Origin of the sequence: Naasia aerilata (assembly GCF_030296595.1) — a bacterium.
GTDB classification, from domain to species: domain Bacteria; phylum Actinomycetota; class Actinomycetes; order Actinomycetales; family Microbacteriaceae; genus Naasia; species Naasia aerilata.
Genome location: NZ_AP027731.1, coordinates 1,823,903 through 1,840,274, shown reverse-complemented (window position 1 = coordinate 1,840,274; position 16,372 = coordinate 1,823,903). Strand labels below are relative to the sequence as shown.

Here is a 16,372-nt window from a genome sequence, read left to right as displayed (position 1 = left end):
TCGGGTGCCCGGGCGGATGCGGATCAGGGAGCGGCGGAAGCGCGCGCCGGCTGGCCGAGCAGGGAGGACACCGCGTCGAGCAGCGCCGCGCGGATCTCGGCGGTCTCGGGCACCTCGCCCGCCGACCAGTTGGCGGCGGCGACGAGCGTGTAGGCGGCGCCGCCCAGCGCGACGCCGAAGCGGATGCGGTCGGCCGTGCTCGGGATGCGCTCGGCCACGAGCTCGCCGAAGCGCTGGACGAGCGCGTTGGCCCGTCCGAGCACGGGGATGCCGGAGAGGGACTGACCCTGGTTGATGAAGAGGTGGACCGCGAGGCGGTGCTCGAGGAGGAAGTCGATGAACCGCTCGACGAAGCGCTCGCGCTCCTCCTCCCCCGCGCCCTCGGGGTATCCGGCGACCACGGCCGCGAGCGCGTCGACGGCCGGCTGCACTGCCGCCGTCAGCAGCGCCTCCTTCGAGGCGTAGTGGTAGAGCACGCTCGACTTCGCCAGCCCCGCCGCCTGGGCGATCGAGCCGATCGATGCGCCCGCGAAGCCGAGGGTCGCGAACTGCTGGAGCGCGATGCGCTGCAGGGCGAGCGCCGAGGACGGGGTGGTCACCCGGGAAGCCTAACTGTCCGATCGGTCAGGCAGGCAGGGACGAAGGCCCTTGCGGCCGAATCGTGACCTCAGGGCACCAGTGCGGACACCAGCGTCGCGGCCACGACCGTGAGCGGGACCACGACGAGTCCCAGGGCGGCGTACCGGGGCCAGGACACGCTGACGCCCAGCGAGGTCAGCCGGGAGTGCCAGAGCAGGGTGGCGAGCGAGGCCCACGGCGTGATGAGCGGGCCGGCGTTCACGCCGATGAGGAGGGCGACCAGCCGCCGTCCCGACTCGGCGGCCGGCTCGATCGCGAGGTAGGCGGGGAGGTTGTCGAGGAGATTGGCGCCCAGCGCACCTGTCGCGCTCAGCCGGAGGAGGGCGAGCGGATCCTCGCCCGTCCCCGCGACGGCGCGCACGATCGGCGTCAGGCCTCGCTCGTGCGCGACCTCGACGACGAGGAACAGTCCGGAGGCGAACAGCAGCAGCGCCCACGGCACGAGGCCGGGGCGCAGCACGTCTCGCCGCCGGACGGCGAACACGAGGGTGAGGACGACGGCGGCGGCGAGTGCGGGGATCCACACCGGGATGCCGGAGACCAGCAGCGGGATCAGCACCGCGAGCACGACCGCGGCGATCCGGAACAGGGTGCGGTCCTCCGGAGGCGGCGCATATGCGGGCTCGTAGCGCTGGGTCAGCTGCCGCCGGTACACGACCAGCAGGACGAGGAGGGGCACGGCCACGCACACGGCCCACGGCAGCGCGGTGCGGCTCGCGAACGCGAGGGAGCCGTTCCCCGGGAGGAGTCCCGCGGCGAGGAGGTTGGTGAGGTTCGACACCGGGAGCAGCAGCGACGCGGTGTTCGCGAGCCAGACCGTGGTGAGCGCGAACGGGATCGGCGACAGCCCCACCGAGCGGGCGAGGATCACCACCACCGGGGTGAGCAGCACCGCCGCCGTGTCGAGCGACAGCAGGACGGACCCGGCCGTCGCCAGCGCCGCGACGAGGAGCCAGAGGATGAGCGCCCGGCCGCGGCCGAGCCGGGCGGCCTGGCCGGCGAGGACGCGGAAGATCCCCGCCGCGTCCGCGAGCTCGGCCACCACCGTGATGGCGACCACGAACAGGAGCACGGGCCAGACGCGGTCGGCGAGCACGCCCAGGCCCTCCGCAGGAAGGCCGAGGACGATCGCGGCGACGGCCCCTAGCACGAGGAGGACCGCCCCCACCACCGCTGTTCTCACGGCCTGACGATAGGGGATCCTGCGGGGGTACCGTGATCCGAGGAGGACTCAACATGCGGAAGTACTTTCTGAACGGCTCGATCCTGAGCGCAGGGTTCAGTGCCTTCAGCACCTTCCGCACCGGAACGCAGGGCCCGCGCGACTGGCGCTTCTACGTCAGCGTGCTCGCCTCCGTGCTCACCCTCGCTGTTGCGGTGGGGACGGTGCGCAAGGAGTCCCAGGATATGAAGGAGGGCCGCAATGACTGATGGACCGTTCGGCTTCGGCGGGGTCAATCCGCTGAGCATCCTGTTCGTGGGGTTCTCGATCCTGTTCTGGGTCGCCCTCATCGGCGTGCTGGTGCTGCTCGTCCGCTTCCTGCTCATCGGCACGAAGGCGGCGCAGGTCTACCTGCAGCAGCACGATCCGCGTCCGCGCCCGGTGGCCCACCAGGGCCCCTCGGGAGCGTCCACCCCTCCTGCTGCACCCGCGGCGTCCGCACCCGCAGCGGCGGCACCCGCCGGGCACCCGGCATCGCCTCCGGCGTCCGCCCACGCCGCGGCCGCCTCGACCGTGGTCGCGGGCCCCGGACCGTCCGCGGCGCCCGCCGCACCTGCGGCTGCAGCTGCAGCTCCGCAGCCCGCCGCCTCGCGCCCGGCAGCAGCACCGCAGCCCGCCTCGCGCCCGGCCGCGGCACCGCAGACCACCGCGTCGCGCCCGGCCGCTGCCCCGCAACCCGCGCCGCGTGCAGCCGCTGCAGCGTCGGCCGCCGCTCCGGCTGGACAGGCTCCGGCCGCTCCGGCTGCCGCGCCGGCCGCGGGACGACCCACGCCGCCCACCCCTGACGCCCCGACCGTCGTGATGACGCCGGTGTCCGCGGAGGATGCCGCCCCGCACGAGGCGCCAACCGTGCCGCTGCAGAGCGGCGCCGTCCCGCTCGACCAGAAGGCGCCCACCACACCGAAGCGGGCGCCCCGCACGCGGAAGACGGAGCAATGACCAGGCGGCGGGGCTCCAGCCCTGCGCTGCTCGTGGTGTCCATCGTGTCGCTCGGCGCCGCGGTGACCCAGTCGCTGCTCCTCGTGCGCCTGATCGTGACCGGGAAGGCGCGGAACGCCACCCCGGCGGTCGCGCCGTCGCCGCAGCCGTGGGCGGGCTCCGCAGGCGGGACGACGCGGCGCCCGCAGGTGCCTGCGCAGGATCCGCACTCCCCGCCGACCGGGCCGATCCGCGTCTCGCACACGCCGCTGACGGGCCGCGGCCCTGCACCGGAGCCTCCGGAGACCGACCCGCACTCGCCGCCGACCGGGCCGATCCGCGTCAACCACACGCCGCAGAGCGCCGGGGCCTGGTCCCGCTAGACCCCCTCGTCCCGCTAGACCCCGCTTGCGATCGCCTGCTCGCAGCCGAGCAGCAGCACCCCCACGCTCCAGGCGTGCGAGAGCGTGAGCAGCATGCCCTTCGGCTGGAAGCACGACGTCTGGTAGTACCGCTCGCTCACCATGCCGCGGTAGGCGTTGAAGTCGCCGTCCTGGCGCGCCACGAACTGGCGGAAGCAGGCGAGGCTCTCCTCGGCCCGCTCGCGATAGTGCTCGTCGCCGGTCGCCTCCGTGAGCTCGAGGAGCTCGGCTGTGCAGACGAGGCCGTAGGCGTGCAGATGCTGGTTGGAAGGCGACGCCTGGTCCGCTCCCCGGGTGCCGAAGTCGTAGCGGCCGAGGAGGGTGTGCGCGTCGAATCCGACGTCGTAGCTGTAGCGGAAGGTGAGCATCCAGTCGGCGCTCCGCCGGGCGAGGTCGAGCCAGCGGGCCTCCCCCGTCGCCCGATGCAGGGCGACGTAGGCGAGCACCGCGGCGTAGCCGTCCTCCGAGGTGGGCGCGAGATCGACGTCCTCGGGGGCGCCGCTGAGATACTCCGCCTCGACGAACCGCGCGTAGTAGTCGCCTGCGCGCCGGGCTGTGTCGAGGTAGCGCTCGCCTCCCGCCTCGACGAGCGCGGCGATCCAGGTGAGCCCGGACGCCCCGGACCAGGAGAGCACCTCGCCGGTCTCGGCGTGGTGGATGGAGCCGAGGTTGCCGTCCTCGCGCTGGCGTCCGGCGACCACGTCGAGGTTTGAGCGGATCGCGGCGTCCCATTGGTCGTGGCCCGGCTCGGCGGCGGAGGCGCGCAGGAGGAAGAGCGTCGCCTCGGCGAGGGTGCGGGAGTGCAGCCCGCGCTTCAGCGGCGTCCAGCTCTGGGTCCAGCCCGTTCCGCGGTACCAGACGCCCCAGAAGGTGCCGGAGGGCGACAGCTCCGCGGTGCAGAAGTCGAGGACGCGGCGCGCGGCATCGGCCTCCTCCTCGCTTCCGGAGCGCAGGCCGTGGGCGAGGAGCGCGAACGCCCAGGGGATGCCGCTGACCCAGCCGATGTGCATGGCCTGCCGGTCGACGCTCTTCCCGTCCCGCCCGGTGACCTCCCGGTCGAACCCGACCGTCTCGAGCAGGACACCCGGGTCGGGGTCGAAGTGCCAGCGGAGCAGCCCCTCCGCAGCGAGGTCGGCGGCCTCTCCGATCTCCACCCAGGGTCGCAGCGGCGCCGCCGCCTTCGACTCGGCGTGCAGCGAGCGGAGCACGGGCGCGTAGGCGTGCCGGTCGGCCGGCAGCTCGTGCACCGTGAAGGAGACCGCTGCCTCCTCGCCGGGCTGCCACTCGTGCTCGGCGGCCTCCGCGGGACGCGGCGTCCCGTCCCCGTAGTAGGTGATCGGACCTTCCCGGAAGGGGAAGGTCAGGCGCACGGTCGCTGTGTCGGCCCCCTCATCGTGGCCGAAGCCGACGCCGGTGATGCCGAGAGCGCTCCGCTCGCCGGTCGCGACCGCGGCTCCGCCCCTGCCCGGCCCCGCCCAGGCGAACACGGCCGGCGTCGCCGCCCGGTCCGCGCGGAAGTCCCAGGACGACGACACCATGCGCGCCGCGTCCTCAGCCGAGGTGGCGCCGATCTCGAAGCGCGGGAAGACGCGGTCGTTCTCCGCCGGACGGTTCTCCCCGTAGAACGCGCCGGGGATCAGCCACCAGGGATCATCGGAGTCGGCGACGGCCACGGCGAACCGGAGCCAGGCGACGACGGGCTGCCGGCCTGAGTAGTGGACCCGTGCGGTGACACGGTCGCCGCCGTCAGGCCGCGGCGCGCGATCGAGATCGACCTGGAAGCCGAGCTCCCGGGGTTCTCCGACCTGTCCGGATGCCAGCACGACGGTGGCCGTCACCTCAGGACTCGGCATGGGGTTCCGGTGCCGGCCTACTGCTGCTCGCCGGGGAAGGCCGCTGAGTCGTCGGTGCCGATGCGCTCCGCCGGGGTGAGCGTCTCCCCCTCGGCGACCGGCTCCCCGGGCGCCGTCGGCTCGGCGTCGGGCTCGCCCGGCGCCTCCCCCTCGGTCGCCGGACGGGCGTCGAGCGGCCACTCCACGAGGTCCACCTCGACCACCTCGGCCGACGGATCGGCCGGGATGCGGAAGGTGCGGATCTGGCTCGGACCGAACTCCGCGGAAAGCGTTCGGCCCACGAGCGGCAGGTCGAGCGTCACCGAGGCGGGCGCGCCCGTCGTCTCGACGGCTCGGACGATGAGGTCGGCGCCGCCCGGGGCGTCCGAGGGATCCTCGCTGCCCTTCACCGCGGTGACCATGACCTGTCCGCCCCCGTCCGACAGGAAGGACAGGCGGGACGGCAGCGTGCCCTCGTGGAACGACTCGAGCTGCGCGCGGACCGGCTGGCCGAGCAGCGCCGCGATCCGCGCGGGCTGAGCGGTTCGCCAGTTCCCGGCGTGCGGCACCAGCCGGTAGCTGAAGCGCTGGACGCCCTGGTCCTGGTAGGCGTACACGCTCTCGTCGGAGAGCAGGCGCGGGTCGTGCCAGGAGTAGACGGGGCTCCGGACAGCGGTGACGCCGATGCTGGGGGTGCCGCCGTCGGCGGCCGGGGACACGTCGAAGCCGTGCTTGTTGGTGGTGACGACGGTGAGGCCCGCGGGCGCTCCGCCCAGCGTCCCGGTGAGGTCCACCCACGCCTGCGCCGGCTCCTCAGCTCCGTCGACGGGGCGCTCGAGAGTCCCGAACGGGATCTCGTACGTGCCTGCCGGGTTCTCGAGCGCGACCGGGAAGCGGAGCTTCAGCAGGTGCGCCGGCTCGCGCCAGTCCAGCGTGGCGTTAACGGTGAGGAACGGGCTGTCGGCGTCGAGGACCAGCTCCTCCACGAAGGTCGACCGGCCCCAGGAGCGCTCGATCCGCACGCGGGAGCGCAGCGGTCCGGTCTCGCGGACGTAGATCCGCTCCACCTTCATCGCGACTCCCGGCCAGGCGTAGGAGAGGACGCGGTGACCCCAGGTGTCCGTCGGGTCCTCGTTCACCTGCGTGTGGGTGGACGGGTCGGTGCCGGCGAGCACGTCGATCCCGCTCTCCTTGAGGAGGTAGGACGACAGCCAGCCGGTCTCCGGGTCGATCTCGATGCGGGCGTGCGCGTTCTCCAGCACCGTCTCGCTGACCTCGAGCGGGGAGTCGGCGAGCGGAGCCGGGTCGCCCGGCAGCAGTCGGTAGACGCGGTAGCCCAGCGCAGGGAGCTCGGCCCGGAAGACGAGTGCCCCGCGGCTCTTGTCGTCGGTCGTCGCCGTGGACTGGCTGCGCTGCGACAGGACGGTGTTCCCGTCCTCGTCCACCACGTGCGCGCCGGTCGGCTTGCCGCCGAACTGCAGGTCGACGTCCGTCTCGACGGGCCAGGGGTGCGGGTTGAACACGATGACCGGCTGCGTGGTCGCATCGAGCGGGATGTCGATCTGCCGCGCGATCGTGTTGTGCGCGAGGGTCGTGATCCGCTTGGCGATGGCGACCGCCTCGCCGAGCTGGTCGCGCGCGTCGTCGTAGGAGGACTCGATCGCGGAGCCCGGCAGGATGTCGTGGAACTGGTTGAAGAGGATCTGCTTCCAGGCCCGCTCGAGGTCGGCCCGCGGGTAGGCGAGGCCGGCCTGCAGGGAGGCCACGGCCGCCCAGCGCTCGGCGGTGAGCACCGCGTACTGGGCGCGGCGCTGCCACGCCTTGATGCCGGAGTGCGCCGAGTAGCAGCCGGGAGCGTGGTGCTGGAGGTCGTCCCGCACGACGGGCAGCGCGTCGAGATAGCTCTGGCCGCGCGCGAGCACCTCGTCGAAGAAGCGGCGCGGTGAGGCCATCTGCATCCTTCCGAATGAGCCCATCCGGTCGTACCGGTAGATCGACTCGATGTTGGCCTTGGTGGGGCCGCCGCCGTGGTTGCCGACGCCGTAGAAGATCATCGCGTCGCCTATGGTGCGGTCCATCGCGCCGAGCGACTTGTCCGTCTGGCCGTCCACCGAGCCGGGCGGGCTGCCGTACTCGTGCGGGATGCGGTAGCCGAGCACGCGGCTGCCGTCCGGCGCCTCCCACTGGAACAGCGTCTCCTCGAGGATGCTCTCGTGCGGGCCCGGGCGCAGGAACGTGTACGAGTCCATCCCCTGCCCGCGGAGGATCTGGGGAAGCATCGCGTTGTGCCCGAACGGGTCGACGTTCATGCCGACGGTCGCCGGCTTGCCGAACCGTGACTGCAGGTAGCGCTGGCCGTACAGGCCCTGTCGCGCGAAGGACTCCCCCATCGGCATGTTGCAGTCGGGTTCGACCCACCAGCCGCCCGCGTTCACCCAGCGCCCCTCGGCGACGCGCTCCTGGATGCGCGCGAACAGTTCCGGATCCTGCTCCTCGACCCAGCTGAGCAGCACGATCTGGTCGCACGTGAAGATGAAGTCGGGGTACTCGTCCATGCGGTCGATCACGGACTTGAAGGTGGCTCGGGCCTCCTGGTAGCCCTCCTGCCAGGGCCACAGCCACACCGGGTCGAGGTGCGCGTTGCCGATCATGTACAGCGTGCGATCCGGCGTGGAGGCCGGCCGGGGCTGCGGCGTCAGGTCGCGGGGCTGCGGGCCTGCCGGCGCGTTCGCCACCGGCGCGCGGCCGCTCCGGAGGCTGTCGAGCCCCGCCGTGTCGGCGCTCGTGAGGGGTGCGCCGCCGTAGGGACGGGCTCCGTCGGGCGCGCTCACGCGGCGCTCTCCCCGGCCGCCCAGGCGTCGACCGCTTCGCAGATCACGTGCAGCAGGAACGTGTGGAGCTCCTGGATGCGGGGTGCCGCCGAGGAGGGGGCGAGCAGGACGTGGTCGGCGTGCTGGAGTGACGGACCGCCGTCGCCGCCGGCGAAGAGCACGGTGGTGGCGCCCGCCCGGCGCGCGGCCTGCAGCGCGGCGACCACATTCGGCGACTTGCCGCTCGTCGTGAAGGCGGCGACGACGTCGCCCGGCCGCGCGAGCCCCTCGACCGGGCGCGAGAACACCTCGTCGTACGAGTAGTCGTTCGCGATGCAGGTGAGGACCATCGGATCGGCGGCGAGGTTGACCGCTCCGAGCGGCCGCCGGTCGCGCTTGTAGTGGCCGACGAGCTCCTCGGAGAAGTGCTGCGCGTCCGCGGCGCTTCCGCCGTTGCCGAACGTGTAGAGGATGCCGCCCTTGCCGTAGGCGTCGATCAGGAGGTCCGCCACCGAACGCGCGGTCGGCAGCAGCTCCTCCATCGCCCGTGCCGAGGCGACGAGGTCGTCCAGCTGATCGTTCATCCAGTCGCGGGCGGGGGCGTCAGACATGCACATCCTGAGGGGTCGTGGTTGCGGGAGCGGCCGAGGCCGCGGTGTCGAAGGCGATGGCTCCGGCTCCGACGACACCCACGGTGTCGCCGAGCTGGGCCAGCTCGATGCGGACCGCCGCCGCGGCCGGCGGCATCGCCGAGTCGAGCACCGATTCGCGGAGCGGATCGAGGAGCATGGCGCCGGCGCGCGTGACGCCGCCGCCCAGGACGACGAGGTCCGGCTCGAGGATGTTGACGAGGTCGGTGACCGCGAGCGCGAGCACGTCGACGGTCTCGTCCCAGATCTCGCGGGCCACCTCGTCGCCGTCGCGGGCCGCCGCGGAGACGTCCTCGGCGCGGATGGCGGCGAGCGCTGACAGCGTGCTCGAGCGTCCGGTCCCCGCGAGCGCCGCGACGGCCTCCGTCGCGCGCTGCGCGATGGCGGTCCCCGACGCATACGCCTCGAGCGTTCCGGAGCGGTTGCCGAACCCGGGCCGGCCGCCGGGGCGGACGGAGATCTGGCCGTACTCTCCGCCGTTGCCGGCGGCGCCCCTGTGCAGCTTCCCGTTGATGACGGCCCCGCCGCCGACGCCGGTGGACACCGTCAGGTAGACCATCGTGTTCGTGCCTCGGCCCGCACCGAACCGGTACTCGCCGTAGGCGGCCGCGGTCGCGTCGTTGTCGAGCGCGACAGGGACGCCGAACTCCTCCGCCGCCATGGCGACGATCGGCACGTCGATCCAGCCGGGCAGGTGGAGCGGGCCGGTGAGCACGCCGTGGCGCGCGTCGAGCGGGCCGCCGCAGGAGATGCCGACCGCCGCGACGTCCTCGCGCAGACGGAGCACCCCTTCCGCGCGGGCGGCCTCGACCGCCCTCCGGCCGAGTGCGAACAGCCGCGCGATGATGACCTGGTGGCCCTCCTCGCGGCGGGTGGGCTCCGAGAGGAACCCCGAGACGGCCCCGTCCGGCGTCACCACGCCGACCGCGAGCTTGGTCCCCCCGATGTCAAGGCCGAGGACCGGTCGTGCTCCTGCGTCCATGCAGTCCTCCGAACTGGGTCCACGAGTTGTGGTATCGATCCCACAATATATGGCCAGCCCGGAGGCGGGTCAACCGACGCGCACGTCCCGGGGAACCGCTGTCACCGTTGATCCGCGCAGCTTCACCGAGGCGGAGAGCACGACCGTCTTCGTCCCAGCGCCGGGATCCGCGATGCGCTCGAGCAGGGTCTGGACGGCCGCGCGGCCCATGGCGGAGGCGTCCTGCGCGACCGCCGTCACGCCGGGCGTGACCATGCTCATCCAGGGCGCGTCGTCGAAGGCCGCGAGGCTCAGCTCGTCCGGCATGCTCAGGCCCAGCTCCGCGGCCGCCCGCCACGCGCCCTCCGCGAGGACGTTGTTGGCGGCGAAGATCGCGGTCGGCCGGTCCGGCGAGCGCAGCAGCTCGAGTGCGGCGTCTCGCGCGGCCTCGACGTCCCACCCGGTGGGCACGACGAGGTCGCCGTCGTGCGGGAGCCCGCCGGCCTCCAGCGCGTCGACGTAGCCCTCGCGCCGCTCCCGCCCGGTCGTCCAGTCGTCCTCGTCGATGAGCAGCGCGATGCGCCGGTGGCCCTGCTCGATCAGGTGCCGGGTGACGGCGCGCGCGGAGCCCCGGTTGTCGATCACGACGGCATCGCATTCGCCGTCGCTGAACCGGCGGTCGACCTCGACGACCGGGATGCGCTGCCGCAGCAGGAACTTGGTGGCGGCGGCCGACACCGGGGTGGCGACGACGCCCGCCACGCGCAGCGCCACGAACGCCTCCGCCGCGGCCACCTCGTCGTCAGGGATGCCCTGGTCGTCGATCAGCATGGTCGTGTACCCGAGCCGCGTGGCCTGACGGCTCGCCCCGGCCGCGAGGTTCGCGTAGAACTCGTTCCGGAGGTCGGACACGAGGACCCCGATGGAGCGCGTCGACTGCTGCTTGAGGCTGCGGGCCATCGCGTCGACCACGTAGCCCAGGTCGGAGGCCGCCTGGCGGACCCGCAGCCGCACGCCCTCGGCGACGTAGCCGTTGCCGGTCAGGGCCCGGGATGCGGTCGAGCGCGACACCCCGGCCGCCTCGGCGACCTCCTTGATGGTCGCTCGGCGGTCGGGCGGCACGATCTCCGCGCTGCCGTACCGCATGTCTTCCTCATTCCACGTCGACCAGGGCCTCGGAATGCTGCCCGAGGCGCAGTGGGCCAATTGTGACATCAACGGCGACTCTGGCGCGCCTGGCTGGTTCGGCGGCCGCGGCGAGCCGCAGCTCGACCTCCCGCTCCTCCCCAGGCTGGAGGCGGGTGGGAGGCGGTGCGGCGAGGACGCTCCACCCCTCGGGCACGACCGGGAGGACGGTCGCCTCCTCCGCGGAGGGGTGCGGATTGCGGACGGTGACGGTGAGCCGCAGCTCCTCCCCCGCCTCGACGCGCGCCCGGTACGGCACGATGCGGGCCAGCACGCCGTCGGCGCCCAGGTCGAGCTCCTCGAGGGGAAGCAGGGACTGGTGCATCTCGATGAGGTCCTCGCCCGCATAGCCCAGGTAGTCGAGGTACCCCGGCTCGACCCAGCGCGGTGTCCAGTGCCCGGTGGCGAACAGGCCCGGCCCGACGCGCTGGTACAGCTCGGCGCTCTTGCGGTAGTCGTCGATCCGGAAGCGGTTGCGGTACTGGTAGTTGAGGAGCTCGTGCCGCTCGTCGGGGATGCCGAGCGCCTCCTGCTGGTCGCCCGTGAACATGACCTTCACGCCGTCGATCTCGACCTCGTAGGCCACCTGGTACAGCGTGTGGCCCGGCTGATCGTGCGGCGTGATCGTGTACTCGTTCCACGTGAACGGCTCGCCGAGGGTGAGGATCCGGTCGGAGTGGATCGGCTCGAACCACTGGCAGGGCAGGTCGTACTTCCACGGGTCATCGAGGATCGGGGCCACGTTCTCTGGCGTCCAGATCTCCGTGCCCTCGACCTCCCGCAGCAGCGGCATCCCCGCGATGTGGTCGTCGTGGTAGTGGGTCGGCAGGGCGGCGACGACCTTGCGCACGCCGAAGTCGCGCTTGAGGGCGGGCAGCGACGCGAGCCACGGCCGCCGGGCCGCCCGCTCCGTGCCGGTCGGCAGGCCGGTCGTCATGTCATAGCCGTAGTCGATGAACAGCGCCTCGCCGGTCTTCGAGAGCAGCACGTAGCAGTAGGACAGCGCAGTGGAGTTGTAGAGCAGATGGTCGGTGAGCTGCTCGAACGGATGGCGCAGCCGCTGCTCGAGGTCCCACGGGTGCCAGCGCCGGGAGTCCACGAGGTACTGCATCCGACCGGCGAGGAGCCGGAGGGCGGCTGCCGGCTCCCGCATCGGCCGCCCGTGCGAGGGCAGCAGCATCGAGAGCCGCTCGTCGAGCAGGAGGTACGCGGTGAGGACGACCATCGCCGGCCCCTCGTGCGCGCTGTAGGACCACTGGCTGGCGGCGAGCGACCACACCTTGCCTGGCCCGTAGATGAAGTCGCCCGTGAAGGCGATCCGGCGGCCGTCCCGCTCCAGCACGTAGCTCACCGAGCCGATGGTGTGGCCCGGCGTCGGCAGGACCCGGAGCCGCACCCCGGAGTAGACGGCGCTGCGGTACTCGGGGACCGTCGAGGCGACCGGCACCGAGTCGAGGATCGAGAAGCGGTCCTGGCGCAGGTTGTAGTCGTTGTCGAGCTGCCGCGTCCGCCACATCTCGCCGACGTTCGCGAATAGGTCGACCTCGACGGGCGGCACATGGATCGGGATGCCGAGCTCGACGGCGCGGGGCAGGCCCTGGCCCTGATCCCGGTGATGGTGCGTCATGAGGACGTCGGTGATCCGCGTGATCCCGAGCTCCTCGAGGTGGTCGAGGACGAGGCCCGACCCGAAGTCGATCGCGACGCCGGTCCGCTCGCCGGTCCCGTCCGCGACGATGACGTACACGTTGCAGGTGTCGCGGATCCGGAAGACGCCGCGCGCGACCTCCTCGATGAGGTCGGCTGAGGCGGTTCGCGGGCCGGCGTCCGGAGGCTCGCTCATCGACCGGCCCGCCGCGCAGCCAGAGCGTCCTCGTACTCGCGCCAGGTCTCGGCCACCACGGCGAGGTCCTCGGGGCGGATCGGCTCGCCCGAGCGGTCGATCGCCTCCACGTAGTACAGGGCCGGGACGCCGAGGCGATGCTGCGTCCGCGCGTAGCCCAGCCACTCGTCGCGGGTCTGCATGGGCCACTGGTCGGTGTCGATGACGTGCCCGGGCAGCGCTCGGGTGGCGATCCCATGGCGGACGACGACCTGGTCGGCGGCCGGCGTCATCCGCCCCGCCACGTCGAACTTGAGCACGTCGTTGAGCCGGACCATGTCGCCGACATCGCCGAAGGACGGGTGCACCCCGTGCGTCACGACCAGTGCATCCGGCTTCGCGTCGTGCGCCGCGGTGTAGAGGCGGCGCAGCAGCGCGTGCAGCGCCGACACTCCCCAGACGCCCGGCGTCCCGGTGAGTGTGCGTCCGCTGGGCGTCCGCTGGGTGAAGTCGACCTTGAAGCCGTCGGCGTCGAGGCCCTCGGGCGACAGCAGGGCCGCGACGATGCGGTCGACGCGCGCGAGGTAGTCGGGGTTGCCGGGATCCACCGCGACCGGCCGTCCCGCGGCATCCACCACGCACTCCTCGACGGGCAGTCCGCTCGGGTCCCACGCCTTCCACCACAGGAGGACCTTCTGCCCCCTGGCGTGGCGCTCGGCGATCCAGCGCTTGAGGTCGGGCCAGTGCTCGAGGTCGGGTGTGGCGGTGCCGTACTCGGCCTGCCACCGATCGTCGATCACGATCGTGCCCGGGGTGAGGTCGGCGGCGTCGAGCGTGGCGAGGAACTCGTCGTAGGCGCTCTCCCGGGCCAGCTGCGGAGCGAGGAGCACGACGAAGGCCTCCTCCAGCGCCGTCTCCGGCGCGGTCTCCTCTGCCGGGTTCTCGGTGCCGTGCAGCTCGTGCGCCGACCGGGCGCACTGGGCACCCCACCCGCAGAACATCGGTTCCTCCCACCAGTCCGGCCCGCGCTCCGGGCGGTCGGGCGCGAAGCCGGCCTCCACGAGGTCGGAGCGGTGGTCCTCGATCACGGCCAACGCGTCGGCGGCGGGACGCAGCACCAGGACGGGAGAGGTCCAGCTGCCGTCGACCGGCGTGTGGCCCTCGTAGGAAAGGCGCAGCCAGAACCCGGCATCGAGGGGCTCGTAGCGGAGGGTCGTGAAGGTGAGGTCCCGCACGTCGCCGCGGACCGAGAGGCCCAGCCAGCCGCCGCCCGGGATGTCCGTCGGTCCGGCGGCATCCCTGCGCCCGAACCCGAAGGCGAGGGGCGGTGGGGAGAAGATGCCGTGCAGCCGCCCGGGGTCGGCGTCTCCGACGACGCCGAGCGTCGCGGAAGCGCGCGCCGGGCGAACAAAGGCGACGGGCTCCGTCGGCACCGGAACGAACACGCTGCGGAAGCCGATCGACGAGCGGAAGTCGCCCCCGCGCCGGAGCGGAGGGTGCCGGTCCCGCCGAAGAGCGTGACGTCCTCGAGGTCTCCCGCCCCGCTCACGGCGACGGAGACCTCGATGGTCTCCGGCGTGCAGCGGAGGCGCAGCTCGCGCCGCTCCCAGGCGGTCGAGCGGGCCGCGACCACCAGAGTCACCTCGTCGTCGCGCTGGTCGCGCACCTCGACCGCGTCGAGCCCGAACGTCTCGTCCGGGGCTCCCACCCGGTGGGCGGACGCGAGCAGGCAGATGTCGGTCCAGTTGTTCTCGTCCTCGGACAGCAGGACGGCGTACGGCGAGCGGTTCATCAGCGCCTCGTCCGCCGGGAGGTTGAGCGAGTACCAGCGGCCGGACACGGTCAGCCAGCGGTCCTGCCGGACCACGGACACTCCGGACTCGGCGGGGTGTAGCGGGGGCGACGGCTCGAAGCGGGAGGGGATCGGAAGAGGGTCGAGAGCGGCGGAATCCACCGATGCGTCGCTGGCCGGGGACATGCGAAAAAGGCTACCTGGTATCGTTCCCAGGTGGGTACTTCTCAGCCCCCGGCTGCGCTGTCGAGCCCGTCCCGCGTCCTGGAATCCCTCTCCCCGACGCCTGTCCTCTCCCGCCTCGATGGGCCGGTGGTGCAGGTCCGCGACCCGGTGCTCCAAGGAGTCGATCCGTCGTCGGCCGCCTGGGCGGCGGTCAGCGATCTCGACCCGACCACCCTCGGCCCGGAGGGGTATGCGCTGCGCATCCGGGCGACGCCGGAGGGCGGGGGCGAGGCGGTGCTCGCGGCGTCCGGCGAGGTCGGTCTCTTCCGGGCCCGCACCACGTTCGAGGCGCTGCTCACGACGGCCGGGTCGCGCGCCCTCCCCGCGCTCTCCATCCGGGACGAGCCGGCGCTTCCCTGGCGGGGCACGATCGAGGGCTTCTACGGGGCCCCATGGAGCCACGGCGAGCGCCTCGAGCACCTGCGCTTCCTCGCGCGGCACAAGCTGAACAGCTACGCGTATGCGCCGAAGGACGACCCGTACCACCGCGAGCGCTGGCGCGAGCCCTACCCGGCCGCCGACCTCGCGCTGCTCGCCGAGCTCGTCGAGGCCGCCCGCGCCTACCGCGTGCGGTTCACCTACACGATCGCGCCCGGTCTCTCGATGGTCTACTCCTCCCCCGCCGAGCGGGCGCTCCTGTTCGCCAAGGCGCAGCAGCTCTGGGACGTCGGCGTCCGCTCGTTCGCGCTGCTCTTCGACGACATCCCGCCCCACCTCCAGCATGAGGAGGACCGCGCCGCGTTCGGCAGCGAGAAGGGCGACACGGGCGCCGCCCACGGCGCGGTATGCGCGGCCTTCGCGGAGGGCTTCCTCGCTCCCCGGGGCGGCGAGCGCCTCGTGATGTGCCCCACCGAGTACGCCGGCGTGGAGACGAGCGCCTACCGCCGCAGGCTCGCGGAGACGCTGCCCGCCGACACTCTGGTGTGGTGGACCGGATCGGATGTGGTCGTCGGCTCGGTGACCCGCGCGGAGATCGACGCGGCCGCCGCGGCCTTCGACCGGGACCTGCTGCTGTGGGACAACTTCCCCGTCAACGACTTCGACCCGACCCGGCTCTTCCTCGGACCGCTGGTCGGTCGCTCCACGGACCTCGCCGGCTCGCGGCTCGCCGGGGTGAGCGCGAATCCGATGGTGCAGGCGTCCGCCTCCCAGTTCGCCCTCGCGACGGTCGCCGATTGGGCGTGGAACCCGTCCGCCTACGATCCCGCAGGTTCGGCGACGCGGGGCGTGCGGGCGGTGGCAGAACCCCTGGCGGACGCGCTGCGCCCGCTGGTCCGGGCGGCGAGCGCGTGGCCGCCGAGCGCGGACCGGGCGCCGCACGTCTCCGCGGAGCTCCCGGGAGCCTTGGCGGGCGACCCGGGCGCAATCGAGCGCCTCCGTGATGCGCTCGGCGGGCTGGCCGGCCTGCCCGACGCGGCGAAGGGCGTGCACGGTGCGCTCGTCGATCAGCTCCGGCCGTGGCTGTCGGCGGCGGCGCGGGAGGCCGCGGTCGCCCTGGAGGCGTTGGACCTGTCCTCCGAAGGCTCCCCGATCTCGGCCGAGGACCGCGCCCGGCTGACGGCACGGCTCGACGCCGCGGCGTCGGGTGCGCACGACGTCCTCCGCACGATGCTCGGCGACTTCACCCGGTCGGTCCTCGGCCTCGCGCCCGCGGGGCCCGCCGAGGCGCCCGACCCGTCCACGGCGTTCCGCCCTCCCCTCGACTGAGACCCGCCCGGACCGCACCACCCGATGATTGAGGAGCGCCGTAGTCGCGTCTCGAAACCAGGGCCGGACTTGAGAGCTACACCCGCGGAATCGCTGCTGATTTCGAGACGCCCGCTCCGCGGGCTCCTCAATCAGCGGGTCTCCTCACCACCGATGGTTGAGGAGCGCCGCAGGCGCGTCTCGAAAC

General features: G+C 73.0%; 13 protein-coding genes. 4 read left to right on the top strand and 9 right to left on the bottom strand.

Going from position 1 to position 16,372, the window contains the following annotated elements:
* Positions 1-23 precede the first annotated feature (23 nt).
* Both QUE51_RS09695 and QUE51_RS09690 read right to left on the bottom strand, forming a co-directional pair.
* Positions 24-599: a TetR/AcrR family transcriptional regulator gene (locus tag QUE51_RS09695; RefSeq protein WP_286276198.1), complete on the bottom strand. Its 576-nt coding sequence runs from the start codon at positions 597-599 to the stop codon at positions 24-26.
* Between the two features lie 68 nt (positions 600-667).
* Positions 668-1,822: an SLC13 family permease gene (locus tag QUE51_RS09690; RefSeq protein WP_286276197.1), complete on the bottom strand. Its 1,155-nt coding sequence runs from the start codon at positions 1,820-1,822 to the stop codon at positions 668-670.
* 53 nt (positions 1,823-1,875) lie between these two features.
* Here QUE51_RS09690 and QUE51_RS09685 point away from each other — a divergent pair, with 53 nt between their 5' ends.
* The 3 genes from QUE51_RS09685 to QUE51_RS09675 are packed head-to-tail and all read left to right on the top strand — an operon-like array spanning position 1,876 to position 3,162.
* Positions 1,876-2,070, top strand: a complete 195-nt coding sequence (locus tag QUE51_RS09685; protein ID WP_286276196.1) for a hypothetical protein — start codon at positions 1,876-1,878, stop codon at positions 2,068-2,070.
* Positions 2,063-2,800: a hypothetical protein gene (locus QUE51_RS09680; RefSeq protein WP_286276195.1), complete on the top strand. Its 738-nt coding sequence runs from the start codon at positions 2,063-2,065 to the stop codon at positions 2,798-2,800. Before QUE51_RS09685 ends, QUE51_RS09680 begins: the two co-directional genes overlap by 8 nt.
* Positions 2,797-3,162, top strand: a complete 366-nt coding sequence (locus tag QUE51_RS09675) for a hypothetical protein (protein ID WP_286276193.1) — start codon at positions 2,797-2,799, stop codon at positions 3,160-3,162. Before QUE51_RS09680 ends, QUE51_RS09675 begins: the two co-directional genes overlap by 4 nt.
* Positions 3,163-3,176: 14 nt before the next feature.
* Here QUE51_RS09675 and QUE51_RS09670 read toward each other — a convergent pair whose 3' ends face one another.
* The 7 genes from QUE51_RS09670 to QUE51_RS09640 all read right to left on the bottom strand — a co-directional run bounded on the left by QUE51_RS09670 (position 3,177) and on the right by QUE51_RS09640 (position 13,906).
* Positions 3,177-5,039 carry a hypothetical protein gene (locus QUE51_RS09670; RefSeq protein ID WP_286276192.1) on the bottom strand — a complete coding sequence of 621 codons (1,863 nt, stop codon included), beginning with the start codon at positions 5,037-5,039 and terminating at the stop codon, positions 3,177-3,179.
* A 32-nt stretch (positions 5,040-5,071) separates the two neighbouring features.
* Positions 5,072-7,864 carry an alpha-mannosidase gene (locus tag QUE51_RS09665; protein WP_286276190.1) on the bottom strand — a complete coding sequence of 931 codons (2,793 nt, stop codon included), beginning with the start codon at positions 7,862-7,864 and terminating at the stop codon, positions 5,072-5,074.
* Entirely contained in the window at positions 7,861-8,454 is a 594-nt protein-coding gene (locus tag QUE51_RS09660) for a D-sedoheptulose-7-phosphate isomerase (protein WP_286276188.1), read from the bottom strand. Before QUE51_RS09660 ends, QUE51_RS09665 begins: the two co-directional genes overlap by 4 nt.
* A complete protein-coding gene (locus tag QUE51_RS09655; RefSeq protein ID WP_286276187.1) occupies positions 8,447-9,475 on the bottom strand; it encodes an ROK family protein in 1,029 nt (342 codons plus the stop codon). The genes QUE51_RS09660 and QUE51_RS09655 overlap by 8 nt, the downstream gene beginning before the upstream one ends.
* 69 nt (positions 9,476-9,544) lie before the next feature.
* The gene (locus tag QUE51_RS09650; RefSeq protein ID WP_286276186.1) at positions 9,545-10,600 is read right to left on the bottom strand and encodes a LacI family DNA-binding transcriptional regulator; all 1,056 of its coding nucleotides are present in this window, start codon (positions 10,598-10,600) and stop codon (positions 9,545-9,547) included.
* Between the two features lie 7 nt (positions 10,601-10,607).
* Positions 10,608-12,482 (bottom strand): MBL fold metallo-hydrolase, encoded by a 1,875-nt coding sequence (locus QUE51_RS09645; RefSeq protein WP_286276185.1) that lies wholly within the window; start codon positions 12,480-12,482, stop codon positions 10,608-10,610.
* On the bottom strand, positions 12,479-13,906 hold the full coding sequence (locus QUE51_RS09640; RefSeq protein ID WP_286276183.1) for an alpha-galactosidase: 1,428 nt from the start codon (positions 13,904-13,906) through the stop codon (positions 12,479-12,481). Before QUE51_RS09640 ends, QUE51_RS09645 begins: the two co-directional genes overlap by 4 nt.
* Before the next feature lie 563 nt (positions 13,907-14,469).
* Here QUE51_RS09640 and QUE51_RS09635 point away from each other — a divergent pair.
* Complete coding sequence (locus QUE51_RS09635; protein ID WP_286276181.1) at positions 14,470-16,185, top strand: protein O-GlcNAcase; 1,716 nt, start codon at positions 14,470-14,472, stop codon at positions 16,183-16,185.
* Positions 16,186-16,372: the final 187 nt, after the last annotated feature.

What these genes read in the sequence shown, in the direction of transcription:
- QUE51_RS09645 (WP_286276185.1), bottom strand. Translation starts at nt 12,482, where the DNA reads ATGAGCGAGCCTCCGGACGCCGGCCCGCGAACCGCCTCAGCCGACCTC.
- QUE51_RS09680 (WP_286276195.1), top strand. Translation starts at nt 2,063, where the DNA reads ATGACTGATGGACCGTTCGGCTTCGGCGGGGTCAATCCGCTGAGCATC.
- QUE51_RS09650 (WP_286276186.1), bottom strand. Translation starts at nt 10,600, where the DNA reads ATGCGGTACGGCAGCGCGGAGATCGTGCCGCCCGACCGCCGAGCGACC.
- QUE51_RS09685 (WP_286276196.1), top strand. Translation starts at nt 1,876, where the DNA reads ATGCGGAAGTACTTTCTGAACGGCTCGATCCTGAGCGCAGGGTTCAGT.
- QUE51_RS09655 (WP_286276187.1), bottom strand. Translation starts at nt 9,475, where the DNA reads ATGGACGCAGGAGCACGACCGGTCCTCGGCCTTGACATCGGGGGGACC.
- QUE51_RS09675 (WP_286276193.1), top strand. Translation starts at nt 2,797, where the DNA reads ATGACCAGGCGGCGGGGCTCCAGCCCTGCGCTGCTCGTGGTGTCCATC.
- QUE51_RS09660 (WP_286276188.1), bottom strand. Translation starts at nt 8,454, where the DNA reads ATGTCTGACGCCCCCGCCCGCGACTGGATGAACGATCAGCTGGACGAC.